This window comes from Uniformispora flossi (assembly GCF_049534875.1).
GTDB lineage: Bacteria > Actinomycetota > Actinomycetes > Streptomycetales > Streptomycetaceae > Yinghuangia > Yinghuangia aomiensis.
In genome coordinates, this window is record NZ_JBMULZ010000004.1 from 487,606 (window position 1) to 512,020 (window position 24,415).

The window sequence follows — 24,415 nt, forward strand, 5'->3', positions numbered from 1 at the left end:
CCGGCATGAGCGAGCAGCACCAGCCCGGCGAGGGCGGGACCGCGGAGCGCAAGCTCGGCGGCATCGGCAGCAAGATCCTGTTCGAGGACGCCAAGGTCCGCATCTGGGAACTGGCGCTCGCCCCCGGCGAGCGCAGCGACGTGCACCGGCACGACCTCGACTACTACCTCGTGCAGATCGGCGGCGACCGGATCGCGGTGGAGCCCGAACCGGACAGCGCGGGCGAGTACCGCGACTACTTCGCGGCGGACGTCGTGCCGGGCGTCGTGGTGCCGATGAAGCGGGGCGGCGTGGAGACCGCGGTCAACGTCGGCGAACAGCCGTACTACGAGATCATCGTGGAGTTGAAGGACGCCTGACCGGCGGCGGCCGGCCCGGGGACGCTGCTCTTTTCAGCATCCCCTCCGGCTCGTAACGTACCTGGGTCGGGCGGGTGCACGACCGGGCGGCCGCGCGGGCACGAACAGGGAGGTACGGGGTGGGGCAGGGACTCGTCATCGGGGAGGTCTTCGCCGGTGCGGCACGGGCCGTCCCCGGCCGCGCCGCGGCAATCCTGGGCGACCGGAGCGTCACCTTCGCCGAGCTGGCCGCCGACGGCGACCGCACGGCGCGGGCGCTGCTCGGCTACGGCGTCTCCCCCGGCGACCGCGTGGTCTGCTGGAACGCGACGTCGCTCGACATCCTGCCGGTGTTCGCCGCGCTGGCCCGGATCGGCGCGGTATACGTGCCGATCGGGCCGGCGCTGCCGCCGGACGAAGCGGAAAGCCTGATCCGCACCGCCAAACCGGCGCTGCTGATCGGCGACGAGCGAGTGGCCGCGGACGAGGTCGGCGAACGGACGGGCGTGCCCGTGCTGTCGCTCGCCGACCTGCGCGAACTGGCCGCGGACGAGCCCGCCGAGGCCCCGGACGTGCCGGAACCGCAGGAGACCGACCCGCACGCGATCTTCTTCACCTCGGGCAGCACCGGGAAGCCCAAGGGCGTCGTGCTGTCGCACCGCGTGAACGTGCTGCGCACCCACCCGGGCTCGCAGCTGGAGCCGCGCGGGGCGATGGTGTGCGTGTACCCGATGTTCCACATGGGCGCGTGGACGATCGCGCTCCAGCAGTGGCAGGCCCGCGACACCCTCGTCATGGTGCCGCAGACCGACGGCGCGTCGATCGTCGCCGCGGTCCGCAAGCACGCGGCGACCCGGCTGAACTGCGTGCCCGCGGTGTGGGAACGCGTGCTGGCCGCGCTCGCCGAGGAGCAGGGGGGCGACGCCGCGGAACCCGCGGCCGACGGCTCGGCCGTCGAAGCCGTCTCCGCACCCGTGGACGACCGCGGGACCCTCCCGACGCTCCGCTTCGCCGACTCCGGCACCTCGGCCACCGGCCCGGAACTCCTCGCGGAAATAGCCCACGTGGCACCCAACGCCGTCCTGCGGGTGTTCTACGGGTCGACCGAGGCCGGCAACGTGACCTCCCTCGACGGCCCGGACGTGGTCCGCAAGCCGGGCAGCTGCGGCGTGCCGAGCATCTACCAGCACCTGGCCCTCGACCCGGAGGGCGAGCTGTACGTGAGCGGCCCGCTGCTCTTCGACGGCTACTTCGACGACCCGGAGGCCACCGCCGAGGTCCTCCAGGACGGCTGGTACCGCACCGGCGACCTGGCCGTGCTCGACGAAGACGGCTACCTGTCGATCGCCGGACGCAGCCGCGACCTGATCCGCACCGGCGGCGAAAGCGTCGCCCCCGCCGAGGTCGAACGCGTCCTCGCCGATGTCACGGGCGTCCGCGATGTCGCGGTCATAGGCCTCCCCGATACGACGTGGGGCGAAGTCGTCTGCGCCGTGGTCGTCCCCGCCGACCCGTCGGCCATCCCCGGCCCCGCCGCCATCCGCACCGCCTGCGAAGGCCGCCTCGCCTCGCACAAGCACCCGCGCCGCGTCTTCTACGCGGACGAGCTGCCGCGGACCCCGGCGACCGGCCAGGTGCGCCGGCGACAGTTGGTGGACGAGATCCTGGCGGCACGGGCGGGCTGAGGCCCCGAAAATCGCCCGGAAAACGCGTGAGCGCGGCACCGTCCGACGACGGCGCCGCGCTCACGGAAGCGCTACCCCTACTCCTCCGCTTACTCCTCCGCGTCTCCCAGCATCCCCGCGAAGGCCTCCTCGAACAGGGCCACCAGGTCGTCCCGCGACAGCGCGGTCAGCTCGGTGAAGAAGCCGGTGGGGCGGATCGCCGCGAGGCCGATGAGTGCGGCGACGGCGAGTTCGACGCGCTGGCGGGCGCGGACCGTGTCGCCGCCGATGCGTTCGACCATCGGGTCGACCATCGCGCGGCGGACCGCCGCGGCCGCTTCCGCACGGACGGCCACATCGCCTTCCTCGCCGAGCGCGGCGCGGAACATCGGGCCGGGGCCGCCGAGGTCGTCGATGCGGGCGACGAGGAAGTCGGCGAGCTTGCCGATGTGCGCGAGGTCGCGGCGGGCGGCGACGGCGTCCTGGCCGTCCTCCTCGATCGCCGCGAGGTACAGGCCCGCCTTGTTGCCGTAGTAGCGGGCCACCAGGGCCGCGTCCACGCCGGCGCGGTCGCCGATGTCGCGGAGCGTGGTCCGGTCGTAGCCGCGTTCGCCGAAGAGCAGGCGCGCGGCGTCGAGCAGTGCCTTGCGGCTGGCCGCGGCATCGCGACGGCGCGGCCGGTCGGTGGTCGCGTAGTGGGGTGCCGAGCTGTTCACCGCGTACTTCCTTCGCCGCAGGGGCCATCCAGGGCCTTAGACGGTAGCCCGTCGACCATTCGGTCGCCGTGTGATCCCGACGTCTGTCGGCTCACATTGCGCCTGGTCGCAGGTATGCCAATTGCCGCAAACGCCCCCAAAATACAAGCCCCCGCTCCGACGAGGAAGGCCACTGTGTAACCGCGGTCTTCCGCCGGGCCCCCGGACGCGGGGGTGTAAGCGGTCAGGAGCGCCGCGACGGCCGCCGATCCGAACGCCCCGCCGACCGACCGCAGGACCGCGTTCAGGCTGGTCGCGCTGCCGGTCTCGTGCGGCGGCACCGCCTTGACGATCAGCGCCGGCATCGCCGCGAACGTGGTGCCGACGCCGACGCCCAACAGCACCGACCCGGCCACCAGTTGCCACAGGTGGTCGCGCCACAAGGCCAAGAACACCATGTCCGCCGCGACCACAAGCGAGCCGATAGGGAGCACCGGCCCCATGCCGAAGCGTGCCGCGAACACCCCCGCCACCCGGTTCGCGCCGAGGCTGCCCAGCGACAGCGGCATCAGCACCAGTCCGGCGCCGACCACCGACAGTTCCGAAGCCGTAGCCGTGGTGGCCGGGGATCTGCGAGTAGAGGTTGATCAGCGACATCGTCATGTACAGGCCGATCCCGACCAGCACGGCGGCGACATCCGCGGTCAGGACGTCGCGGTTGCCCAGCAGCCGCAGTTCGACCAGCGGATGGGCGGTACGCAGCGCCTGCCACACCCACGCCGCGAACAGCACCGCCGAGCACCCCCCAAGGCCCAGCACGGTCCCGGATCCCCAACCCCAGCGCCCGCCCTGACTGACCATCAGCAGCAGCGAGGCCAGGCCTCCGCACAACAGCAGCGCCCCAGTGAGGTCGAGCGGCTGCCGCCGCGACGCCAAGCCCTTCGGCACCACCAGCGCGACGAGCAGCAGCGCGACCGCACCCACCAGCGCGGCGAACCAGAACGCCGCACGGTAGTCCAGCTCGCGCGCGATGAACCCGGTCACCGGGTATCCGAGCCCGGCACCCACCGACGTGGTCACCGACAGCACCGCGATCCCCGACCGGACCTTCGCCGGTTCGAGATGGTCGCGGGCCACCGCGATGGTCAGCGGCATGATGCCCATGCCGACGCCCTGCAGCGCCCGCCCGGTCACCAGCAGCCCGAACCCGGGCGCCACCGCGCCCAGCGCACCGCCCGCCACCACGCACACCAGCGCACCCACGATCACGCCGCGCCGGTGCGGGCCGTCGCCCAGGCGCCCCATCACGGGGGCCGCGACGGCGCCGGTCAGCAGCGTGACGGTGAGCAGCCACTGCGCGGTGTCCAGCGACACGTTCTGCTCGCGCGCGACGGTCGGCACGAGCGGCGCGCCGAGCGTGCTCATGACCGACACGGCGACCGCGGTGAAGATGAGGACGGGCATCAGCGCCCGCTGCCGCGCCCCGAGGCGCCCGGTCCCACCGGTGTGTGCGTCCAGCCCCGTACTCCCGCTCCAGGGGCCGCCCACCGGGGGCGGCCGTGCCGTCGCCGGACCGGGCCGGGTCCGGCCCCGCCCGCCCAACGCCCACGCGTCCGCCCCCCGGCAACATCATGGGTCGATGACTTTTCGGGACCATACGGCATCTCCCCGCAGGTTTCTCTAGCCCCCCAGGGCCCCGGGGCCGCATCCCGGGCTCGGGCGGTCCCGCCGCCTAGGCTGAGCCCGTGGACATTCCCGATCCCGCCGCCGACCGCGCGAGCACCTACCCGGTCGACCCCGACACCTTCAAGAACGCGCTGTCCCGCTTCGCCGCGGGGGTCGTCGTGGTCACCGCGCACGAGACCGGGGAGACCAGCGACACCCCCGCGTCCGACGACGTCGGTATGACGGCGACCGCGTTCCTGTCCGTCTCACTGGACCCGCCGCTCGTCCTGGTGAGCCTGCGGCACCTGGCGCGCATGCGCGCCGTCCTCGACGCGCAGCCGCTGTGGGCGGTTTCGCTGCTGTCGCAGAGCCAGCGGCACGTCGCCGGACGGTTCGCGATCCCGGGGCGGGTGAGCGACCGCCTGATGTTCGCGGACGTCCCGCACCGGCGCGGCCCGGTCAGCGGCGCCCCGCTGGTCGGCGGCGCGCTGGCGACCCTCGAATGCCGCACCCACAAAATCGTCGAAGCAGGCGACCACTCCCTCGTCATCGGCGAGGTCCTGGCCGCCGAACTCCCCAGCCCCGAGGGCCTGCCGCTGGTGCACTTCCGCGGCCGTTACCGATCGCTCGGTTAACCGACCCGGGTCGGCCCCTACCCGGCGGCGCCGCGACGCGCCAGACTCCTGTGCGTACGCACGTGGTCACTACCCCCGAGTAGTCCGCGCGCATCTCCACGAGCACCACGCGAGTACGGCACGAGTACGGCACGAGTACGCGTACGCGTCCCACGACCCCTGCCGAGGGAAGGCCGCCACATGCTCACGTACGACTACGTCATCGTCGGCGCCGGCTCCGCGGGCTGCGTGCTGGCCGGGCGGCTTTCCGAGGACCCGACGGTGCAGGTCCTGCTGCTCGAAGCCGGACCGTCGGACCGCAAGCAGGAGATCCGCGTCCCCGCGGCATTCTCCAAACTGTTCAAGACCGCCTACGACTGGGACTTCCACACGGGCAAGCAGCCCGAACTGGCCCAGCGCGAGCTGTACTGGCCGCGTGGGCGGACGCTCGGCGGCAGTTCGTCGCTCAACGCGCAGATGTGGGTGCGCGGACACCGTGCCGACTACGACGGTTGGGCCGAACTCGGCGCGGAAGGCTGGTCCTACGACGAGGTCGCCCCGTACTTCCGCCGCGCGGAGCACCGCACCGGCTCCAACCACGGCGACGTCTACGGCACCGAAGGCCCGCTGCACATCCAGGAGTTGCGCGACCCCAACCCCACCACGATCGCCTTCCTCGCCGCGTGCGCCGAACAAGGCATGCCACGCCTGGGCGAACTCAACTTCCCCGACAACGAGGGCTATTCGCCGACCCCCGTGACCCAGAAGCGCGGCCGCCGCTGGAGCGCGGCCGACGGCTACCTGCACCCGGCCCGCAAGCGCCCCAACCTCACCGTCACCACAGGTGCCCGCGCCCGCAAGGTGCTGGTCGACAACGACAAGCGCGCGATCGGCGTCGAGTACGCCGACTCGTCCGACCGCATCCACCAGGTACGCGCCCGCCGCGACGTCGTCCTCAGCGGCGGCGCGATCGGCTCGCCGCACCTGCTCATGCTGTCCGGCATCGGCGACCCGAACGTGCTGCGCACCGCCGAACTGCCGGTCCGCCACGAACTCCCAGGCGTCGGGCGTAACTTGCAGGACCACCTGGCCGCCGCCACGCTGTCGGGCTGCACCGAACCGGTGACCCTCGCCGGCGCCGAGTCCCCGGCCCAACTGCTGCGCTATCTCCTGCTCGCCAAGGGCCTGCTCACGTCCAACGTCGGCGAGGCCGTCGCCTTCATCCGCACCGACGAGGACGCCCCCGCCCCGGACATCGAACTGATCTTCGCACCGGGCCCGTTCGTCAACCACGGCCTTGAACCCCCGGCCGGCCACGGCATCACCGTCGCCGCCGTCCTGCTCCAGCCGCGCAGCACCGGCACCATCGTCCCGTCCGGCCCCGACCCGTACCGACGCCCGGTCATCGACCCGGCCTACCTGAGCACCCCGGAAGACCGCACCACCCTGGTCGCGGGCCTACGCCGCGCGGCAAGCCTGCTCACGACCAGCGCCCTCGGCCGCTACGTGGGCGCCCCGATGCCCCCTTGGCCCGGCACCGGCGACGACGACACCATCAACCGCTACGTCAACGAGCACTCCGAAACGCTCTACCACCCGGTCGGCACCTGCCGCATGGGCACCGGCGACGACGCCGTGGTGGACCCGGAGCTGCGCGTGCACGGCATCACGAACCTGCGGGTGGTCGACGCCTCGGTGATGCCGCGCATCAACCGGGGACACACACACGCACCGACGGTGATGATCGCGGAGAAGGCGGCGGACCTGATGAAGAAGTAGCCGGGGCCGCGGGGCGGACGACGTCCGCCCCACGGCCGGGGCCTGCTGCACGACCCGGGCCGACCGCACCACTCGGACACGGGCTGACCTCGCGGCTCGGGCCTGCTGCACGGCTCGGGCCGACCTCACGCCACCCGCATCAGCCCGTCCGCCGCGACCGAGGCGACCAGGCGTCCGTCCTCCGCGTAGACGTGAATGCGGCCGTGCATGCGGCTGCGGCCCGCGTACACGCTCTCGCAGCGCAGCAGCAGCCACTCGTGGATCGAGAACGGCTCGTGGAAAGTCACCGTCTGACTGAGCATCACCGACGTGCCCTTGCCGCCCCGCGCCGCGATGTGGTCCGCCGGGTACGGCCGCAGCGCGACCGGCCCGAGGAAGCCTTCGGTGCCGTGCGCGAGCAGCGCCCGGGACAGCGTCGGCGAATCGTCGACGTCCTTGCACCGCATCCACACGTCCAGCGCGGGCGGCCCGGCGAGGTCCGGCGCGAGCGCGTCCTCCCCGCCGAAGGTCCGCACCTCCCACGGCATCAGCGCGACCGGGAGATCCGCACAGGCGTCGGGCCGCGGCACGTCGTCGGGAAGCGGACGCTGGTGCCGCAGGAAGTCCGGCTCGTCGCGCGACAGCATCACCAAGGCGCGGCAGTGCTCCCGGCCTTCCTGCTGGAACGTCACGGCAACCGTGGCGAGCGCGCGCCCGGACTGCACGATCTCCACGTCGATCCCGACCGGGTCCGCCGCGACCCCGCCGCGCGGGAAGACGCCCTGGATCGACTGCACCGCCATCCCCGGCACCACCCGCTCGGCCGCCACGACGGCTTGCGCGAGCACCTGGCTGCCGAGCGTGGTCGGCAGCCGCGAGGGGACGTTGCGGGCCCGGAAGCGGGCCGCGTGCGGCGCCGGATCCGCGGCACCGGTGTCGGTGAGCTGCAAGGCGGCTATCAGGTCGGCCAGGTCGATGCCCGGCCACAAAGCTGTTCCACTGGCCATGCCCGCATGATCGCAAACCCGATCTGACGATGCGTCAGGGGGCGGAATCCGCGATTCCGCCCCCTGCTGCGGGCACCCCTTCCCCCGGCCCTCACATCCGCGAGCGCCCCTTGTTCAGATAGCCCGCGACCAGGGCGACAAGCCCCGCCGACACCGCGATGCTGATGATCCACCGGATCCAGTCGACGCCCCGGGTCTCCTCGACGCCCAGCGCGGCCGCGATCCAGTAGCCGATCAGCGTGCCGAGGATGCCGACGCCGATCGTGGCGAGCATCCCGATGCTCTGCCTCCCGGGCAGGAACAGCCGGCCCAGCAGTCCGATGATCAGCCCGGTGAAGATGAGGCCGATGATGGTCCAGAACATGCGATCCCTCCCGCTCGTGACGCGGCAGCCGACAGGCCCGCGGAGAACTCCGACGACACCCGCCCCAATAACCGCAACAAACGAGACAAAACCTCAGGCCGGGCCTCCCACCCCGCCCCCGCACCACCAGGCCCCCCTTGGCCGCAGGTCTCCCAAATCGCATCGCCCGCCCAGGCCCGTGGCTTGTACCGTGTCCCGCACGGTGCACAATGGTCCGTGCGCATTTCCGCCCCGATAGCTCAGCTGGCCAGAGCGGCGCTCTTGTAAAGCGTAGGTCGTCGGTTCGAACCCGACTCGGGGCTCCCCTCAAACCCCAGGACAGACAGCCTCTGGCCTGGGGTTTGCCGTTTTCCGGCGGATATTCGACGCCGAAAGCCCCGCACCCCGTCCCGGATGCGGGGCTCTCCGCGCAGGCCGGCTTCACCCGCAGCAGCCACCGGAGTTCGCCGGATTCAGGCCGATGAGGTTTCCGGCGGCCAACGGCGCCGGGACACCCGAGTCGGTAGCGGGCAGGCAGCACGCCGAGTCTCCGTCCTTGGCCATCCGGTCGGCGTCGCCTTTGACGACGTAGACCTCCCACGGCTCCCGGCCGGGGCCGTGGACCCAGACCTTGTCCTGGACCGCGTAGCAACAGGCGGTGTCGTTCTCCTCGATCGTGGCCAGGCCCGCGTCCGCGAGGCGGGTGGTGGCCGCGGCGACCTGGCCGACGGTCTCGACCTCGACGCCGAGGTGGTCCATGACCGTCGGTTCGCCCTCGGCGCCCTGGATGAGGACGAGCTTGAGCGGGGGTTCGGCGATGGCGAAGTTGGCATAGCCGTCGCGGAGCTTGGCCGGTTCGGTGCCGAACAGCTTGCTGTAGAACGCGATCGAGGCGTCGAGGTCGGCGACGCGCAGGGCGAGCTGGACGCGGGACACGGCGGATACCTCCAGGGTCGGGGCGACGCCATTGATTCGACGTCTGTCTATATCGCTTACTCCGAGCATCTCCCCGGATTCGGCGATTGTCAATATCGGCGTTTGTCGAATCAGTCGGGCGTCGGCCATATCCGAGCGCCGGGCAGTCGCGCATCGCGGCGGCCGGGCGCTTCTTGCCGGGCCAGTCGACGGGTGTCAATATCGACGTATGTCGAATCTTCGGGAGCTGCCGGTCCTGGACGCCGCCGCGGACGCGGTTCCGTGCTGCCCGCCGCTGTCCCGCAAGCCGCTGGACGCGGTCGACGCGGACCGGCTGGCCGCCATGTTCAAGGCGCTCGGCGACCCGGTGCGGCTGCGGCTGTTCTCGTTCATCGCCTCCCACGAAGGCGGCGAGGCGTGTGTGTGCGACCTGCCGGACGTGGGGGTGTCGCAGCCGACGGTGTCCCACCACCTGAAGAAGCTGCGCGAGGCCGGCTTGGTCTCCGCCCGGCGCAAGGCGAGCTGGATGTTCTACAAGGTCGAGCCGGCCGCCCTCACCGCACTGTCGGGCCTGCTCGCCGACCGAAGCTGACGCACGTTCGGCCACGCGTCACGCCGGGCGTCGGATGCGCCGCCCGAGGGCGAGCGACACGTACACCAGCCCCACCAGGACGGGCACTTCGATGAGCGGGCCGACGACGCCCGCGAGGGCCTGCCCGCTGGTCACGCCGAACGTGCCGATGGCGACCGCGATCGCGAGTTCGAAGTTGTTGCCCGCGGCGGTGAACGCCAGCGTGGCGGTCCGGTCGTACGGCAGGCCGATGCCGCGGCCCAGCGCGTACGAGCCGAACCACATGACCCCGAAGTACACCAGCAGCGGCAGCGCGATCCGCGCGACGTCGCCGGGCTCCGAGGTGATCGTGTCACCTTGCAGCGCGAACAGGATCACGATCGTGAACAACAGCCCGTACAGCGCGACCGGGCCGATCTTCGGCAGGAAACGCTCCTCGTACCACTGGCGCCCCTTCGCACGTTCGCCCTGGCGGCGTGTCAGGAAGCCGGCCAGGAGCGGGATGCCGAGGAACACCACGACGTTCAGCGCGATCTTCCAGAACGACACGTCCAGGTGCTCCCCCTCGCCGAGGCCGAGCCACCCGGGCAGCACGTCGAGGTAGAACCACCCGAGCACGCCGAACATCACGACCTGGAACACCGAGTTGAGCGCCACCAACACGGCCGCGGCTTCACGGTCCCCGCAGGCGAGGTCGTTCCAGATGATCACCATGGCGATGCACCGCGCCAACCCGACGATGATCAGACCAGTGCGGTACTCCGGCAGGTCCGACAGGAAGACCCAGGCGAGCGCGAACATCATCGCCGGGCCGATCACCCAGTTGACGACCAGCGAGGACGCCATCAGCCGCTTGTCGCCGGTGACGGTATCGAGCTTGTCGTAGCGGACCTTCGCGAGCACCGGGTACATCATCAGGAGCAGGCCGAGCGCGATCGGCAGGGAGATCCCGCCGACCTCGACCTTGCTCAACCCGTCGTCCAGACCCGGGATCAGCTTGCCCAGGCCCAGCCCGACGCCCATGGCGACACCGATCCACACCGGCAAGAACCGGTCGAGCGTCGACAGCTTCCCGACGATCGCCGTGCCGCCCTCGCCGGACGCGGCCGGTGCGCGGCGGGGTTCGGTGGCGGTCACGTACAGGGCCTCTTCCGGTCGGACGTCGCGGTCCGGGCCGCGGTCTCGGCGAGCCGGCCGAGGGACGCGGCGAGTTCGGCGACGACGTCGGCCTTGAGCCGGTAGTAGAGGAACCGCCCGCACGGCTCGGTGTCGACGAGGCCGGCCTCGCGCAGCACCTTGAGGTGGTTCGACAGATTCGTCTGCTTGGCGCCGGTCTCTTCCACCAAGTGGCACACGCACAGCGCCTCGCGCGCCAGCAACTGGGCGATCCGCATCCGCAGCGGATCGGCCAGCACCTTCAACAGATCAGTGTCAGCTGACGTCATCATGGACTGATACGTTACCGGCCGCGAAAGCACCCACGCGAACCCCCCAGCGATGCGCGCCCCCAGACCCCGAGCCGCGGAAAGGCACCCGCATGTCCCTCGAAAAGCCTTCAGTGCTGTTCGTCTGCGTCCACAACGCGGGCCGCTCCCAAATGGCGGCGGGATTCCTCGGCCACCTCGGCGGCGACCGGGTCGAGGTCCGCTCGGCAGGCTCGATCCCCGGCGACCGGGTCAACCCCGTCGCCGTGGAGGCGATGAAGGAGGTCGGCATCGACATCGCCGGCCGGCAGCCCAAGGTCCTGACCACCGAAGCCGTCCAGGCATCCGACGTCGTCATCACCATGGGGTGCGGCGACGCCTGCCCGGTCTTCCCCGGCAAGCGCTACCTCGACTGGGCACTCGACGACCCCGCCGGACAGGACGTCGACGCGGTCCGCCCGATCCGCGACGCGATCGAACGTCGCGTCCGCACGCTTCTCGCCGAACTGCTGCCCGACACCGCCTGACCGCCCTGCATCGTCTATCGTCGATTGTCGATGAATGACGAGAACGGGCGCCCTCGGCCGCTCGACGCCGACACCGCCGCCACCTACGCGACCTGGTTCAAGGCACTCGCGGACCCCACCCGGGTCCGACTGGTCAACCTGCTCGCGGTCGAGCGACGCCCGATGAGCGTCGGCGAGATCGTCGGGCGCTCCGAGGTTGGGCAGTCCACGGTCTCGCACCATCTCAAGCTGCTCGCCGACGTGCGGTTCGTCATCGCCGAGCGGCGCGGCACCTCCGTGTTCTACCGGGTGAACGAGAACTGCCTGTCCCGCTTCCCGACCGCCGCCGACGCCGTCATGGGCCACCCCGCCCCCACCCCGTCGGCCGTGCCCTGCGAGGAGACGACATGAGCGACGACAGCCACCAACCCGCCGACGCAACCGCCGCCGTCCGGGCGAGGCGCCGGTGAGCACGTCGCCGACCGGCATCGTCCGCGTGGCCGGGATGACCGCCGACCACGCCGACCAGGTCCTCGCCGTGTACCAGGCGGGCATCGACACCGGGCACGCCACCTTCGAGACCCGGACACCCACCTGGGCCGACTTCGACCAAGTCCGGCTGCCCGAGCACCGATTCGTCGCCCTCGCGCACGAAGCGGGCCACGAGCGCGTACTCGGCTGGATCGCGGCCTCCGCCGTGTCGGACCGCTGCGTGTACGCAGGCGTCGTCGAACACTCCGTCTACGTACACCCCAACGCCCGACGCCGAGGCGTCGGCCGCGCACTCTTGCAAGCCCTGATCACCTCGACGGAGGCAGCCGGCATCTGGACCATCCAGTCCGGCGTCTTCCCCGAGAACACCGCCAGCCTCGCCCTCCACCAGGCCGCGGGCTTCCGCACCATCGGCATCCGCGAACGCATCGGACGCCACCACGGCACCTGGCGCGACGTCGTGATGATCGAACGCCGCAGTCCGCGGCTGTAGCCCTCGGCCGCCCGCCGTGCCGCGGGGAGCTCGCCGCAAAATGCCGGCCGCAGGCCAGACGCCGTCTGCCCGTCTGGTGTCGTTTGGGCGGGCAGTACACGTTGTCGTACGGACCCTGCGGGCCGACCTTCCAGCGCGCCATCCTCCCCACTCGGGGCACCATCCGAAGCCGGACCAGCCGAGGCATCCCAGGCATACGCTGACGCCATGACCGAGCGCAAGCTGGACTTGTCTCTCGTCCTCACCTTCGAGAATCCGTGGTGGGTGGCCCGCTGCCTGGAGGTCGAAGTCGCAAGCCAAGGGCGCACCGAGGCCGAAGCTGTGGCAATGGTGCGCGAGTCCTTGGAGCTGTACTTCGACGACGATGCCGCGGCTCCGCCGATCCCGCTGGAAGACGCGCACCTTGAGCGCCTGCAGCTCCGGATCTCCGCATGAGCCCGGCGGGCCCCGTTACCGCGCGACCTCTCGGGTGCCCGCGTCCTGGCTGAGCTGTGTCGGACCTTCGGCTTCGAGCACGTCGCCACCAAGGGTTCTCACGCCGAAGTCCGCAACGGTGATCGGATCGCCATCATCCCGCTCCACACCCCACTCGCGGTGGGCACATTGCGTTCGGTCCTCCGCCAAGCGGCCATCGAGCCGGACCGCTTCGTCGCCGCCCTCTGATCCACCCCTCACCCCACCACCGGCACCCCCGTCGGATCGTCCAGCACCCCCAGCCGCCCCGACTCCACCGCCCCCCGCAGTGTCGCGTCGCGGCCCAGGGCGCCCGGGGTGACCCGCAGGGTCAGGTCCGGGACCAGCGTGCGGCGGGTGGACAGGGCTTCGTCGATGCCCGGGCGGAGCCATGTGTACCAGTCGGCGAGATAGCCGCCGAGGATGACCTCGCCGGCATCGGTCACGCCGGAGACCGCGAGGATCGCCGCGGCGAGCTTGCCGCCCGCGTCGTGGAGTGCCGCGCATGCGGTCCGGTCCTCGGCGTGCAGGCGGCGGTCGAGTTCGGTGAGGGCCGCGTCGGTGCCCGACGTGTCGCGGAGGGCGGCCAAGCCGGCCGTGGCGAGCAGGGGTTCGGGGCCGATGTACTGGGCGAGGCAGCCGCGGGCGCCGCACGGGCAGGGCGGGCCGTCGAAGGCGATCGGCATGTGGCCGATCTCGCCGCCCGCGCCGTGTGCGCCCGCGTGGATGCGGCCGCCGATCAGCAGGCCGCCGCCGACCCCGGTGTCGGCCTTCACATAGGCCACCACGTACGGCAGTTCGTCCTCGCGTGCGTGGTACTCGGCCAGCGCCGCCACGTTCGCGTCGTTCACCACGTCGAGCGGCCGGTCGAGCCGCGGCAGGTGGGCGGCGACCAGCGCGCGCAGGTCGGTGTGCCCGCGCCAGCCGAAGTCGATCGCCGCCGCGACCGTCTCCCCCGGGCCGGTGACCGGCCCGGCCATCGCCACCACGACCCGGGCCAGGTGCGCGCCGGGACGGTCCCGCACCGCGTCGGCGGCGAGCCGCACTTCGCGGGCCACCGCGGCGGCGAGCGCGTCGGCGTCCCCGTACGGTGCCCGGTGCACGGCCGAGGAACGGTGCACGACCGCGCCCGCCAAGTCCGCCGCCATCGTCTCGACGCGTTCGAGGGTGACCTGCGCGGCGATCGTCAGCACCCGCCCCGGGACGAGTTCGAGTAGCCGCCGCGGCCGCCCGCGCCCGCCGGTCGCCGCCGCGCCGACCTCGCGGACCAGCCCGCGCTCCAGCAGTTCCGCGGTGAGCCCGGTGACCGACGCGTGCACCAAGCCGGTCGCCGCCGCGATGTCCGTACGTGCGCACGGCCCGGCGGCGATACGGCGCAGCACGAGCGCCAGGTTGTGGCGGCGTACGGCGGCGGTGTCGGCCGGAGCCGGCGCAGGGTGCGTCACGTCCCCGATTCTGCCGCGCCGAGCCGAAAGGCGCGCCGCGGCATGATCCACCCCACACTCTTTTTTTCAGACCTTGCAAAATATCGGGCGGGGTGTCGATACTCGGCTGAACGATCCCGGCGCAAAGGACTCCCCCGTGTCGCAGCAACCCCTCGTCACCACCGCGTCGGGGCCCGTCCTCGGCGCCTGGCAGGGCGAATCCGCCCGCTTCCTCGGCATCCCGTACGCGCAGCCCCCGGTCGGCGACCTCCGCTTCGCCGCCCCCGTGGCCCCCGAGCCGTGGACCGAGCCGCGCGACGCGACCGCCTACGGCCCGACCGCGCAGCGCCGCAGCTTCGGCGACGGGCCGACGATCATCCCCGAGCCGTCGATCCCGGGCGCGGACATCCTCAACCTCAACGTCTTCACCCCGAACCCGGACGGCGCGGCCGGCCTCCCGGTGCTCGTGTGGATCCACGGCGGCGGCTACATCGCCGGATGCTCGTCGAGCCCGTGGTACGACGGCGCCGCCTTCAACCGCGACGGCGTCGTCGTCGTGACGATCGGCTACCGGCTCGGCATCGAGGGCTTCCTGCACCTCGAGGGCGCCCCGGACAACCGCGCGGTGCTCGACTGGATCGCCGCGCTCACGTGGGTGCGCGACAACATCGCGGCGTTCGGCGGCGACCCGGCCAAGGTGACGGTCGCCGGCCAGTCGGCTGGCGGCGGCGCCGTCCAGACGCTTCTGGCCACCCCGTCCGCGCACGGCCTCTTCCGGGCCGCGATCTCGATGTCCGGCGCCGTACGCGTCCCGCAGAGCCGCGAGGACGGCGTCGCGGTGGCCGCGCGGTTCACCGAGCGCACCGGCCTGCCCGCCACCGCGGCCGCGCTGCGCGACCTCGGCGACGACGACATCCAGGACCTGCAGGACAAGGTGAACGCCCCCGGGCCGGAGGCCGTGGTGCCGATCGACCTCGTCCTCGCCCCGTTCGCGGACGGCGAGCTGGTCCCGGAGCAGGTACACGACGCGTTCCGCGACGGCTCGGCCGCGACGGTGCCGCTGATGCTCGGCGCGACCCGCCACGAGTTCCACATGATCGGCGCGTACATGGCCGAGGCCCCGATCGAACTGGCCGGCGCGGTCCTGGCGAAGTTCGGTGTAGCGCCCGAGGCCATCCCCACCTACCTCGCCCTGCACGAGGGCAAGAACGCCGGCGAGCTGATCGGCGAGGCCATCACCGACTCCTTCTTCCGCGGCCCGGCCACGCTCGTCGCCGAGGCCCGCGCCGCCCACGGACTCCCGACGTGGCTGTACGAGTTCGACTGGACGTCGGGGTCCCCGGAGCACGGCCCCGCGGCCTTCCACTGCCTGGACGTGCCGTTCGCCTTCGACGCGCTGCACGCCGAGCGCGCGGTCGAGGCCACCGGACCGGACGCTCCGCAGGCGCTTGCCGATGCCGTCCACGGTTCGTGGGTCGCGTTCATCGGCACCCTCGACCCGGGCGCCGACTGGCCCGCCTACACCCCGGCGGACCGGGCGACCCGCCTGTGGGACACCGAGCCGACGGTCGTCCCGGACGCCCTCGGCGCGGTACGCGGCATCTGGACCGGCATCCCGGCCTGACCGGACGGCCGCCGGCCCCGGGCCGCACCGGACAGCGGCGGCGCCCGCCCCCACCCACGGGGCGGGCGCCGCCGCGTTTTTGCGTCCCGCGAAGGACACCGCTAGGGGGTACCCGTATCGGGAACCCCGACGACCTGTGAAAAAAGGCCTCGCCGAACCCTCTTGACTACATACCCCCCTGGGGTATTGTTTCGGGTGTCGGAACGAGGCAACGCCTCGGACGGCAACACAGCAGCCGAGCCCGACCCGCCCCGCGGACCGCACCGGCCGCGCCACGGACGAACCGAGGAACGAGAGGCACCGCCATGACCACCACGGCCCCCGCCACCGCGACCTACACCGTCACCGGCATGACCTGCGGCCACTGCGTCGGCTCGGTCAAGGGCGAACTGGGCACGCTGCCCGGCGTCACCGACGTCGCCGTCGACCTCCCGTCCGGCCGGGTCACGGTGACCGCCGACGGCCCGATCGACGACGCGGCCGTGGCCGCCGCGGTCGCGGAAGCCGGCTACCGGGTCGTCCCCCGCGAACGCACGCTCCTCCCCCAGGCCTCCGGCAGCTGCTGCGGAAGCGGCAGCTGCGGCTGAGCCCGCACCACCGCAGCAGCGCACCACCCGAGACCGACATCCGAGAACCACCGCACGACACGCACAGAGGAGCACGGGGACATGAGCGGCAACGCGCACGCAGGACACGGCAACCACGCACAGGCCGGCCTCCCGGGGGGCCTGCAGGTCTCGGAGCGCGGCTACGCGCTGGTCCCGGCTGGCAACCCGGTCGAGGCGGGCGCCCGCACCGACTTCCGGTTCCGGATCACCGGACCCGACGGGCACCCGGTGACCCGGTACGACGTCCAGCACGACAAGGAACTGCACCTGATCGTCGCCCGCCGCGACCTGTCCGACTTCCGGCATGTCCACCCGGTGCTCGGCGCCGACGGCACCTGGACGATCCCGCTGACCTTCGCCACCGCGGGCGACTACCGGGTATTCGCCGACTTCGCGCCGTCCGGCGACCCGGCCGGACCGCTCACCCTGGGCGCCGACGTCGCGGTCTCCGGCGTGTACCGGCCGACGCCGCTCCCGGCGGCGTCCCGCACCGCCGAAGTCGACGGCTACACCGTGGTCCTGGACGGCGACCTGTCCGCCGAGACCGGCACCGTGATCACCCTGTCGGTCCACAAGGACGGCCGCCCGGTCACCGATCTGGAGCCCTACCTCGGCGCGTTCGGCCACCTCGTCGCGCTGCGCCTCGGCGACCTCGCCTACCTCCACGTCCACCCGCAGGGCGAGCCGGGCGACGGTGTCACCCCGGCCGGCCCGGGCATCGGCTTCCACACCCAGGCGCCGAGCACCGGCACCTACCGGCTCTACCTCGATTTCCAACACGACGGCGTGGTGCGCACCGCGGAGTTCACCGTCGTCGTGGCACCCCCGGAGCCCACCGCACACGAGGCGCACACCGCCCACGCCGGACAGGGCGACCACCAGGGCCACGCCGGACATGCCGCACACACGAACCACGCCGGACTTGGCGGCCACGAGAACCACGCCGCCCACAACACCCATGCCGGGCACGCCAACCACGCCGGGCACGAGAACCACAACGACCACGCAAACCACGCCGGCCACGCGGGCCACCGCCACTGAACCGCCCCGGCCCCCGCCCCACCCCTCCCACTCGCGGTGCCGCGACCTGACCACCGGTCGCGGCACCGCGTTCCCACGTCCGCGGCGCACGCGCGCCAGGCGGGCCGGGGAAGGCGGCGGGTTGGACGCGTCAGGCGAGTCGGGTGTGGTCCGCAGGACGACTCGCCGGGGCCCGCGGGCCGAGGGGCCGGATCACGCGCGTCAGGCGGCTCGGCGGCAGGTCCACCAGGCCAAGGTGTCAGACCATGCCGTCAGGTTGGGCCGGCCAGACCGGTCGGCGTGGTCGGCGTGGTCACAGGGACGATGCGTGGGGCCGCGGGTCGAGGACGCCGCTCGCACACGCCACACGGATCGGCAGATCCGCCGAGCCGACGGGTCACCGCCGGGTCCGCCGAGCCGACGAATCGGCCGCGCCGACACGTTCGGGGCGCGAGGCGGGTCCGCGTGATCTGCAGGGGCGACGGGTCGGGCCCGTGAATCGAGCGCGAATCGCGCACGTCGCGCCGAGCCCCGCCCGCACAATCCCGGGCCCACGCCCCCGGACCTCAGTCCTCCGCGTCCAGTGCCGCCGCCCGTTCCCGGGCCAGCTCCGCCACCCGCTCCGGCATCTCCGGCGTCGCGAGTACCAGCGCGGCCAGCGACCGCAGCACCGTGACCTCGCGCGTGCGGTACGCCTCTTCCGCATCCAGGAACCGGGTCGCCACCGCCGTCGCCACGTCGACGCGCGCCTCGGGCACCAGCCACGCGGTCGCCACCAGCGCGAACAGCGCCGCGTCCGACACCCAGTCCTCGGGCCCGAACGCCAGGTCGACGAGCACCGACCGCCGCACCGACTCCGCCCACGGCTCGTCGCCGCGGTGGTGCGCGATCCCCAGGCACGCCCACACCTGCACCATGCGGATCCACAGCGCCGGCTCGTGCCGGGCGAACGTCCGGCCCAGCTCGGTGTCGTCCGGCGCGGGCGGGTGCGCGAGCACGCCGAGGAGGTCGTCGAGCGGGTACCCGGACAGCAGCACCGCGCGGTCGTAGGCGAGCGCCGGATGCGGCCACGACGCCTCCGCCATCCCGCGCACCGCCTCCGCGGCCGCCGTGCCGGGCGGCTCCGGCACCGCCTCGGCCTCGGTCGCGCCGGGCGCGTACCGCCACACCGCCCACGTCCCGCGCCGCAGCGGCTCTCGCGCGTCCGGCTGCGGCACCGACTGCACGGTCAGCCCGAACCGCGGGAAAGCGGCACGGACCGCGAGCAGCGCGCTCGGCGGTTCGAGCGCGCTCAGCGTGATGGCGATGTCCGCGTCGCCCGGCTCGACCTGGTCCAGGAGCTGGCGCAGCGTGTTGGTGAGCGCCTCGGTCGGATAGGGCACGTGCCGCAGCCACGGCCCGGAGCAGGCCCGGCCCAGGATTTCGTGGGCGTAGCCGTGGTCCGGGTGGTGGCGCAGGTGGTCGACGAGCGCGACGAGGTGGGCGATGTCCCGGTCGCGGGCCCACCGCACGCCGTGCGCGGCGGGCGCCGCCTTGGGGTGCCGGGGGTCGCTCGCGAGGGCGCGTTCGATCCAGTCCAGGCCTTCGTCGAACCGGCCTTGGGCGGCCAGGAGTTCGCCGAGGTCGACGTGCAGGTCGAGGTCACCGGGGTGGTCGCGGAGCACGGACGCCCACAGTTTCTCGGTATCCGCGGCGCGGCCGACCCGGCGCCACGCGTTGCCGAGCATGATCGCCGCTTCGAGCGAGCGGTCGCGGGTCCACGCGCGGAACGCCCAGTCGACCGCGTCGTCCATCTCGTCGAGACGGCGCATCAGCGACGACCCGGACCACAGCAGGAAGCCGTGTCCGGGGTGCTCGGCGACCATGGCACGCAGCAGGTCGGCGAACGGCGCGAGGGCGGCCCGGTGGTCCTCGTCGACCGGGTCGTCGAGGACCTGCACCATGCCGAGCACCGAGCGGGCGAACGCGTCCGCGTCGAGCCGAGCGGTCAGGTCGCGGCCGAGCCAGGCCGCGGACGCGCCCCACGGGCGGTGCGGTTCGTGCGCGGCGACCTGCGCCAGGCCGCCGAAGGCGCGGTCGAAGTCCCCGGCGGCGGCGCGCAGGTGGGCGAGCGCGGCGGCGCTGCCCGCGAACATGCCGCCGCGTTCGTCGGGCCCGTACAGCGAGACGCCGCCGTCGCCGGTCCGCGCCGCGAGGACGCCGAGCATCTCGTGGGCCTCCGGCAACCGGGGTTCGCAGAAGATCGCGTTGGCGACGTGGACCGCGGCGTGCTCGGTCTCCCCGTCGTCGAGCGCCAGTCTGGCCATGGCCAGTTCGCCGTGCGCTTCCTGCGTCGCGTCGCCGATGCCTTCCGCCGGATGACCGCACTCGTGCGGCTGCCGACCCGGCGCGTCCTCGAATCCCACGGTGGTACGCCCCCGCCCCTCGCTTGCCTACGGCCTGTGTTCCGCCCCGATCGCATCCAGGGCGTCGGCGCCTGCGGGAAACGGGCGAGGAGCGCCGCCGGACGGTGATCGACACTAACGGAGCACGTCGGGCGGGTCGTCAGACCTCCGAAGGAGCCGTCGGCGCGGCACCCGAGACCGCAGGCGGAGCCGCGTCGGCCATCCGCAGCACGACCGGTGCGGGCGCGGGGCCGTTGCCGTCGCGCGCGTGGCCGGTGGAACCGCGCACCACCAGTTCGGGGCGGTACACGAGTTCGGTGCGCGGCGCGCGGCCGCCGCCGATCTCGTCGAGCAGCGCGCGCACCGCGGCCGCGCCCATCGCCGGGACGGCCTGCCGCACGGTGGTCAGGGGCGGGTCGGTGAAGGCGACGAGCGGCGAGTCGTCGTACCCGACGACGGACACGTCCTCCGGCACGCTCAGCCCGCGCTGCCGCACCGCGCGGATCACCCCGAGGGCCATCAGGTCGCTGCCGCACACCACGGCCGTCGCGCCGCGGTCCACCAACGCGCCGCCCGCGGCCTGGCCGCCTTCCACGGAGAACAGCGAGCGCTCGATCCACGGGTCGGCGTCGCCGACGCCGAACGTCTCGGCAAGGCCGCGCCGGAATCCGGCGATCTTGCGCGCGGTCGGCACGTACCGCTCGGGTCCGACGGCCAGGCCGATCCGCCGGTGCCGCAGAGACGCCAGATGCCCTATCGCCAGCTCGACGGCGACCTCCTCGTCGCTGGAGATGAACGGCGCGTCGATGCCGTCGGCCCAGCCGTTGACGAAGACGACCGGGAGGCCGCGGTCGACCAGGCGCATGTACCGCGAGGTGTCGGCGGCGGAGTCCGAGTGCAGGCCGGAGACGAAGACGATGCCGGAAACCCCGCGCTCCAGCAGGAGTTCCACGTAGTCGTCCTCGGTGACCCCGCCGGGCGTCTGGGTGCACAGCACCGGCGTGTAGCCGTGGTGCGCCAGCGCACGCTCGATGACCTGCGCGAACGCCGGGAAGATCGGGTTGTCCAGCTCGGGCACCATCAGCCCGACGAGGCCCGCGCTGCGGCGGCGCAGCCGGGACGGACGCTCGTAGCCGAGCACGTCGAGCGCGGTCAGGACGGCCTGGCGCGTGTCCTCGGCGACCCCCGGGCGGCTGTTGAGCACGCGGCTCACGGTCGCTTCGCTCACACCCGCCTGTGCGGCGATATCCGCCAACCGTGTCCTCATGACGATCCAGCGTAGTTGACGGATTATGCAGGAATCAGCAGAGGCCTTGCAGATCATGCAAGGACTTGCAATCCGCTCGGCCGCGCCAGGGCCCCGTCCGGGCCTGTGATGAACGGCAAGCCACCCCAGTGCTGACAAAAAGCGGACCCGGCAGGTACCGTGAGCGGAGTCCATCCAGGTGGACTAGACCAATTTCACCCTCCACTCGGATCGTCCGGCACGTTCCTGCCGGTGAAGGGGAGTTTTCTCATGGCTTCGGTCAGCTACCGCAAGGCGACCTGCACGTACAAGGGCGCCGAGCGCCCCAGCGTCAACGCCCTCGACCTGGAGATCGCCGACGGCGAGTTCCTCGTCCTCGTCGGCCCGTCGGGCTGCGGGAAGTCCACCTCGCTGCGCATGCTCGCGGGCCTCGAAGAGGTCACCGAGGGCGGCATCCACATCGGCGACCGGGACGTCACCTACCTCGAGCCGAAGGACCGGGACATCGCCATGGTGTTCCAGAACTACGCGCTCTACCCGCACATGACGGTCGCGGACAACATGGGCTTCGCGCTCAAGATCGCCGGCGTGGACAAGAAGACCATCCGCGCCAAGGTCGAGGAAGCCGCCAAGATCCTCGACCTCACCGAATACCTCGACCGCAAGCCCAAGGCCCTCTCCGGCGGCCAGCGCCAGCGCGTCGCGATGGGCCGCGCGATCGTCCGCGAACCGCAGGTGTTCCTCATGGACGAGCCGCTGTCGAACCTCGACGCCAAGCTCCGCGTCCAGACCCGCACGCAGATCGCCTCGCTCCAGCGCCGCCTGGGCATCACGACCGTGTACGTCACGCACGACCAGGTCGAGGCCATGACCATGGGCGACCGCGTCGCGGTGCTCAAGGACGGACTGCTCCAGCAGGTCGACAGCCCGCGGAACATGTACGACCGCCCGGCGAACGTCTTCGTGGCCGGCTTCATCGGCTCGCCCGCCATGAACCTGCTCGACGTCGACCTGGCCGAGGACGGCGTCCGCTTCGGCGACACCGTCCTCCCGGTGTCCCGCGAGGCCCGGGAGAGCGCCGCGGCCGCCGGCGAGACCAAGGTGACGCTGGGCATCCGCCCCGAGCACCTGGAGATCCGCGGCGAGGAGAGCCTCGACAAGTCCGGCAACGGCCTGCCGGTCACCGTCGACGTCGTCGAGGAACTGGGCTCCGACGCCTACGTCTACGGCACCGCGAAGATCGACGGCGAGCCCAAGCAGGTCGTCGTCCGGGTCAGCGGCCGGAACGTCCCGCGCAAGGGCGTGACCCTGCACGTCGTCGCGCACTCCGGCGAGACCCACCTGTTCAGCACCGTCACCGGCGAGCGCCTGGCCGACTGACGCAACCGGGTCAGCCGACACAGCCGACACAGTCGGGCCCGACGCACCACGCACGCGGCCCCCGCCCGGATCTCCCGGACGGGGGCCGCGCCGCATCCGGCGGCTGCCGCCGCGGCCTCGAAGCCGTTCCCCGCACGAGGCGCGGACCGGAACCGCGGTTCCGCCGCACTGCCTGCGCGCTTGCGCCGTTCCCGCCTCGGGCGGTGATCCCGGCGCCCCTCCCCCGATTCCGCTGCCGACGGCTTCCGCCTCCCGAGAGGAAGCTCAGCCGCCCAACCGGCCATTGCCGACGTCCCCGATCACCCCCCCAGCAGCCCGCCGAGGGGCGCGCTGCCGCCCATGGTCTTGGTGTCGGACGGCTTCTCCGCCACCGACCGCGGCGAATTCGGCGACGTCGGGGCCGCGTTGCCCCCGCCTGCGGCGGGCTTGCGGGTCGTCGTGCCCTCGGCCGACGTCTTCTGCTGGGCGCTCGCCGACGCCTTCGGCGCGGCCGTACCGGAACTGCCCGCCCCGGCGGTCGGCTTGGCCGTCGCGGACGCGGTGCCGCTCGCCGCGGGCGGCGCCGACACGGCAGGCGGCGCCGCGGGAGCCGGGCCCGCCGGGCCGGTCGACGTCCGCACCGCGGGCGGCCCGGTGACCGTCGTCTCGTCCGCGCCCGGCGCCGACCCGTCGCGCGCCGGATGCCCGAACAGCGCACCCGCGAGCAGGGTCGTGCCGACCGCGAGGCCCGCGATGATCGAGCCGTAGCCGAGCTTGCGGCGCCGCGCCCGCACCGGAGTCGTCAGCGGACCGCGCCACTTCCGCAGCGACAGCCAGCAGTCCACCGAGTACATCGGCGCGCCGGCCAGCGCCAGCGGACTCCACGCGGCCAGGAACACCACATACGCGCCGTGGTACGGCGACGAGTTGCCGCCCACCGCGATCAGCACGCCCAACGCCAGCAGCATGCCGATCAGGCCCATCAGGCGCGTCCACAGCCCGAGCAGCGCACCGACGCCGACCAGGACCTGGCCGAACGCGAACAGCAGGCCGGTAGTGATCGCGTGGTCCGCCGCGAGGTCCATCACCGGCGGGAACCAACTGCCGTCGTGCAGGGCCTCGATGTGGTGCGCGAACGAATCCGGCGCGTCCGCGTCCAGGAACCCCGGGTCGTAGAACTTGCGCAGGCCCTCCAGCAGGAACGCCAACCCGAGGAACACCCGCAGCGGAAGCAGGAACATCCCGGGCTGCACGGGCCCGCGCTTGGCCGCCGCACTCACGGCGCGCGCCGGGGCCGCGGGCGCCGGACGCACCCCGGCCGCCCGGCGCTCGGCGGCTTTCGCCCGCGCCCGGGGCAGCGCGTTACTGCGCCGTACCTTCCGCAAATCCTCGGTGATCCGCGGAAGTTCCGCGGTGACCGCCATGGGGTCGGTGGCGGCCCGCTGACCGGGCAGCAGCGTGTCGCGGCCGGTGAGCGGCGGAGGGCCGATCACCACCCGCAGACTGCGCGTGGACGCGGCGCGGGCATCCCGCGCCAGCGTCGCGACACCGCCGACACCGCCGAAATCCGAAGGCCCCGCGAGGTCGGGGCGCCGCTTGTTCTGAGCACCTTGGCCGCCGGAGTAGCCGCCGTCCGTTCTCGTCTCCACGCATGCACTAACCGCCGAACGGGGCACGAGGATGCGGCCGGAGGCGGAACTATCTTCCGGCCGATCTGATCATCCGACCGAGCCGACGCCCGGAATCCCGCCCGGAAAACCCGCAAATAGCCCGGAAACAGCGGGGGGGGGGGGGGGGCCCGCCCCCCCCCGC

Annotated in this window: 25 protein-coding genes, 1 tRNA gene and 1 pseudogene; 15 read left to right on the forward strand and 12 right to left on the reverse strand. The window is 72.7% G+C overall.

Annotation, left to right across the window (positions count from 1 at the left end):
- The first annotated feature begins 5 nt into the window (after window positions 1-5).
- Window positions 6-359 carry a cupin domain-containing protein gene (locus ACPA54_RS12085; RefSeq protein ID WP_423528819.1) on the forward strand — a complete coding sequence of 118 codons (354 nt, stop codon included), beginning with the start codon at window positions 6-8 and terminating at the stop codon, window positions 357-359.
- 119 nt (window positions 360-478) lie between these two features.
- Window positions 479-2,023, forward strand: a complete 1,545-nt coding sequence (locus ACPA54_RS12090; protein ID WP_423528821.1) for a class I adenylate-forming enzyme family protein — start codon at window positions 479-481, stop codon at window positions 2,021-2,023.
- Between the two features lie 89 nt (window positions 2,024-2,112).
- Here the strand turns inward: ACPA54_RS12090 and ACPA54_RS12095 are convergent, their stop codons facing one another.
- From ACPA54_RS12095 to ACPA54_RS12105, 3 genes and pseudogenes are all read right to left on the reverse strand, one after another.
- Entirely contained in the window at window positions 2,113-2,718 is a 606-nt protein-coding gene (locus tag ACPA54_RS12095; RefSeq protein WP_345677115.1) for a TetR/AcrR family transcriptional regulator, read from the reverse strand.
- The gene (locus ACPA54_RS12100) at window positions 2,715-3,266 is read right to left on the reverse strand and encodes an MFS transporter (RefSeq protein ID WP_423529013.1); all 552 of its coding nucleotides are present in this window, start codon (window positions 3,264-3,266) and stop codon (window positions 2,715-2,717) included. The genes ACPA54_RS12095 and ACPA54_RS12100 overlap by 4 nt, the downstream gene beginning before the upstream one ends.
- Window positions 3,267-3,378: 112 nt before the next feature.
- Window positions 3,379-4,161: pseudogene (locus tag ACPA54_RS12105) on the reverse strand (MFS transporter); the annotation flags it as partial.
- Between the two features lie 281 nt (window positions 4,162-4,442).
- Here ACPA54_RS12105 and ACPA54_RS12110 point away from each other — a divergent pair.
- On the forward strand, window positions 4,443-4,997 hold the full coding sequence (locus ACPA54_RS12110) for a flavin reductase family protein (protein ID WP_345677117.1): 555 nt from the start codon (window positions 4,443-4,445) through the stop codon (window positions 4,995-4,997).
- A 180-nt stretch (window positions 4,998-5,177) separates the two neighbouring features.
- Complete coding sequence (locus ACPA54_RS12115; RefSeq protein WP_423528823.1) at window positions 5,178-6,755, forward strand: GMC family oxidoreductase; 1,578 nt, start codon at window positions 5,178-5,180, stop codon at window positions 6,753-6,755.
- 125 nt (window positions 6,756-6,880) lie between these two features.
- Here the strand turns inward: ACPA54_RS12115 and ACPA54_RS12120 are convergent, their stop codons facing one another.
- Together ACPA54_RS12120 and ACPA54_RS12125 are read right to left on the reverse strand one after the other, a co-directional pair.
- Window positions 6,881-7,741 (reverse strand): acyl-CoA thioesterase, encoded by an 861-nt coding sequence (locus ACPA54_RS12120; RefSeq protein WP_423528825.1) that lies wholly within the window; start codon window positions 7,739-7,741, stop codon window positions 6,881-6,883.
- A gap of 91 nt (window positions 7,742-7,832) precedes the next feature.
- Window positions 7,833-8,105, reverse strand: a complete 273-nt coding sequence (locus ACPA54_RS12125) for a GlsB/YeaQ/YmgE family stress response membrane protein (RefSeq protein ID WP_423528827.1) — start codon at window positions 8,103-8,105, stop codon at window positions 7,833-7,835.
- Between the two features lie 228 nt (window positions 8,106-8,333).
- Between ACPA54_RS12125 and ACPA54_RS12130 the strand changes: the two genes are divergently transcribed.
- Window positions 8,334-8,407, forward strand: a tRNA-Thr gene (locus tag ACPA54_RS12130).
- Between the two features lie 118 nt (window positions 8,408-8,525).
- On the opposite strand, the gene ACPA54_RS12135 is transcribed toward ACPA54_RS12130, so the two are convergent.
- Entirely contained in the window at window positions 8,526-9,020 is a 495-nt protein-coding gene (locus tag ACPA54_RS12135) for an ArsI/CadI family heavy metal resistance metalloenzyme (protein WP_423528828.1), read from the reverse strand.
- Between the two features lie 208 nt (window positions 9,021-9,228).
- On the opposite strand from ACPA54_RS12135, the gene ACPA54_RS12140 reads away from it, so the two are divergent.
- Entirely contained in the window at window positions 9,229-9,591 is a 363-nt protein-coding gene (locus ACPA54_RS12140; protein ID WP_423528830.1) for an ArsR/SmtB family transcription factor, read from the forward strand.
- An 18-nt stretch (window positions 9,592-9,609) separates the two neighbouring features.
- Here the strand turns inward: ACPA54_RS12140 and arsB are convergent, their stop codons facing one another.
- Complete coding sequence (gene arsB / locus ACPA54_RS12145) at window positions 9,610-10,707, reverse strand: ACR3 family arsenite efflux transporter (protein WP_423528832.1); 1,098 nt, start codon at window positions 10,705-10,707, stop codon at window positions 9,610-9,612.
- Window positions 10,704-11,018: an ArsR/SmtB family transcription factor gene (locus tag ACPA54_RS12150; RefSeq protein WP_423528834.1), complete on the reverse strand. Its 315-nt coding sequence runs from the start codon at window positions 11,016-11,018 to the stop codon at window positions 10,704-10,706. Before ACPA54_RS12150 ends, arsB begins: the two co-directional genes overlap by 4 nt.
- Before the next feature lie 89 nt (window positions 11,019-11,107).
- Between ACPA54_RS12150 and ACPA54_RS12155 the strand changes: the two genes are divergently transcribed.
- From ACPA54_RS12155 to ACPA54_RS12175, 5 genes are all read left to right on the forward strand, one after another.
- The gene (locus ACPA54_RS12155; protein WP_423528836.1) at window positions 11,108-11,521 is read left to right on the forward strand and encodes an arsenate reductase ArsC; all 414 of its coding nucleotides are present in this window, start codon (window positions 11,108-11,110) and stop codon (window positions 11,519-11,521) included.
- Window positions 11,522-11,551: 30 nt separating this feature from the next.
- Window positions 11,552-11,911: an ArsR/SmtB family transcription factor gene (locus ACPA54_RS12160; RefSeq protein WP_423528838.1), complete on the forward strand. Its 360-nt coding sequence runs from the start codon at window positions 11,552-11,554 to the stop codon at window positions 11,909-11,911.
- Window positions 11,912-12,005: 94 nt separating this feature from the next.
- The gene (locus ACPA54_RS12165; protein WP_423529015.1) at window positions 12,006-12,485 is read left to right on the forward strand and encodes a GNAT family N-acetyltransferase; all 480 of its coding nucleotides are present in this window, start codon (window positions 12,006-12,008) and stop codon (window positions 12,483-12,485) included.
- Between the two features lie 207 nt (window positions 12,486-12,692).
- Entirely contained in the window at window positions 12,693-12,920 is a 228-nt protein-coding gene (locus ACPA54_RS12170) for a type II toxin-antitoxin system HicB family antitoxin (RefSeq protein WP_423528840.1), read from the forward strand.
- Between the two features lie 54 nt (window positions 12,921-12,974).
- Window positions 12,975-13,148: a type II toxin-antitoxin system HicA family toxin gene (locus ACPA54_RS12175; RefSeq protein WP_423529017.1), complete on the forward strand. Its 174-nt coding sequence runs from the start codon at window positions 12,975-12,977 to the stop codon at window positions 13,146-13,148.
- An 8-nt stretch (window positions 13,149-13,156) separates the two neighbouring features.
- Here ACPA54_RS12175 and ACPA54_RS12180 read toward each other — a convergent pair whose 3' ends face one another.
- Entirely contained in the window at window positions 13,157-14,383 is a 1,227-nt protein-coding gene (locus tag ACPA54_RS12180) for an ROK family protein (RefSeq protein ID WP_423528842.1), read from the reverse strand.
- Between the two features lie 136 nt (window positions 14,384-14,519).
- On the opposite strand from ACPA54_RS12180, the gene ACPA54_RS12185 reads away from it, so the two are divergent.
- From ACPA54_RS12185 to ACPA54_RS12195, 3 genes are all read left to right on the forward strand, one after another.
- The gene (locus ACPA54_RS12185; protein WP_423528844.1) at window positions 14,520-15,986 is read left to right on the forward strand and encodes a carboxylesterase/lipase family protein; all 1,467 of its coding nucleotides are present in this window, start codon (window positions 14,520-14,522) and stop codon (window positions 15,984-15,986) included.
- A 305-nt stretch (window positions 15,987-16,291) separates the two neighbouring features.
- Window positions 16,292-16,573 carry a heavy-metal-associated domain-containing protein gene (locus ACPA54_RS12190; RefSeq protein WP_423528846.1) on the forward strand — a complete coding sequence of 94 codons (282 nt, stop codon included), beginning with the start codon at window positions 16,292-16,294 and terminating at the stop codon, window positions 16,571-16,573.
- A gap of 81 nt (window positions 16,574-16,654) precedes the next feature.
- On the forward strand, window positions 16,655-17,635 hold the full coding sequence (locus ACPA54_RS12195; RefSeq protein ID WP_423528848.1) for a hypothetical protein: 981 nt from the start codon (window positions 16,655-16,657) through the stop codon (window positions 17,633-17,635).
- Window positions 17,636-18,180: 545 nt separating this feature from the next.
- Here ACPA54_RS12195 and ACPA54_RS12200 read toward each other — a convergent pair.
- Window positions 18,181-20,019 carry a tetratricopeptide repeat protein gene (locus ACPA54_RS12200; RefSeq protein ID WP_423528850.1) on the reverse strand — a complete coding sequence of 613 codons (1,839 nt, stop codon included), beginning with the start codon at window positions 20,017-20,019 and terminating at the stop codon, window positions 18,181-18,183.
- Window positions 20,020-20,158: 139 nt separating this feature from the next.
- On the reverse strand, window positions 20,159-21,265 hold the full coding sequence (locus tag ACPA54_RS12205; protein WP_423528852.1) for a LacI family DNA-binding transcriptional regulator: 1,107 nt from the start codon (window positions 21,263-21,265) through the stop codon (window positions 20,159-20,161).
- Window positions 21,266-21,514: 249 nt separating this feature from the next.
- On the opposite strand from ACPA54_RS12205, the gene ACPA54_RS12210 reads away from it, so the two are divergent.
- Window positions 21,515-22,624, forward strand: coding sequence for an ABC transporter ATP-binding protein (locus ACPA54_RS12210; protein WP_423528854.1), 1,110 nt, complete (start codon window positions 21,515-21,517; stop codon window positions 22,622-22,624).
- 299 nt (window positions 22,625-22,923) lie between these two features.
- Here ACPA54_RS12210 and ACPA54_RS12215 read toward each other — a convergent pair whose 3' ends face one another.
- Window positions 22,924-24,252: a TQO small subunit DoxD gene (locus ACPA54_RS12215; protein WP_423528856.1), complete on the reverse strand. Its 1,329-nt coding sequence runs from the start codon at window positions 24,250-24,252 to the stop codon at window positions 22,924-22,926.
- Window positions 24,253-24,415 lie beyond the last annotated feature (163 nt).

Coding starts and splice junctions, on each gene's coding strand:
- ACPA54_RS12085 (WP_423528819.1), top strand. CDS start 6: ATGAGCGAGCAGCACCAGCCCGGCGAGGGCGGGACCGCGGAGCGCAAG.
- ACPA54_RS12100 (WP_423529013.1), bottom strand. CDS start 3,266: ATGCCGCTGTCGCTGGGCAGCCTCGGCGCGAACCGGGTGGCGGGGGTG.
- ACPA54_RS12115 (WP_423528823.1), top strand. CDS start 5,178: ATGCTCACGTACGACTACGTCATCGTCGGCGCCGGCTCCGCGGGCTGC.
- ACPA54_RS12120 (WP_423528825.1), bottom strand. CDS start 7,741: ATGGCCAGTGGAACAGCTTTGTGGCCGGGCATCGACCTGGCCGACCTG.
- ACPA54_RS12125 (WP_423528827.1), bottom strand. CDS start 8,105: ATGTTCTGGACCATCATCGGCCTCATCTTCACCGGGCTGATCATCGGA.
- ACPA54_RS12140 (WP_423528830.1), top strand. CDS start 9,229: ATGTCGAATCTTCGGGAGCTGCCGGTCCTGGACGCCGCCGCGGACGCG.
- ACPA54_RS12150 (WP_423528834.1), bottom strand. CDS start 11,018: ATGATGACGTCAGCTGACACTGATCTGTTGAAGGTGCTGGCCGATCCG.
- ACPA54_RS12155 (WP_423528836.1), top strand. CDS start 11,108: ATGTCCCTCGAAAAGCCTTCAGTGCTGTTCGTCTGCGTCCACAACGCG.
- ACPA54_RS12160 (WP_423528838.1), top strand. CDS start 11,552: ATGAATGACGAGAACGGGCGCCCTCGGCCGCTCGACGCCGACACCGCC.
- ACPA54_RS12165 (WP_423529015.1), top strand. CDS start 12,006: ATGACCGCCGACCACGCCGACCAGGTCCTCGCCGTGTACCAGGCGGGC.
- ACPA54_RS12170 (WP_423528840.1), top strand. CDS start 12,693: ATGACCGAGCGCAAGCTGGACTTGTCTCTCGTCCTCACCTTCGAGAAT.
- ACPA54_RS12190 (WP_423528846.1), top strand. CDS start 16,292: ATGACCACCACGGCCCCCGCCACCGCGACCTACACCGTCACCGGCATG.
- ACPA54_RS12195 (WP_423528848.1), top strand. CDS start 16,655: ATGAGCGGCAACGCGCACGCAGGACACGGCAACCACGCACAGGCCGGC.
- ACPA54_RS12205 (WP_423528852.1), bottom strand. CDS start 21,265: ATGAGGACACGGTTGGCGGATATCGCCGCACAGGCGGGTGTGAGCGAA.
- ACPA54_RS12210 (WP_423528854.1), top strand. CDS start 21,515: ATGGCTTCGGTCAGCTACCGCAAGGCGACCTGCACGTACAAGGGCGCC.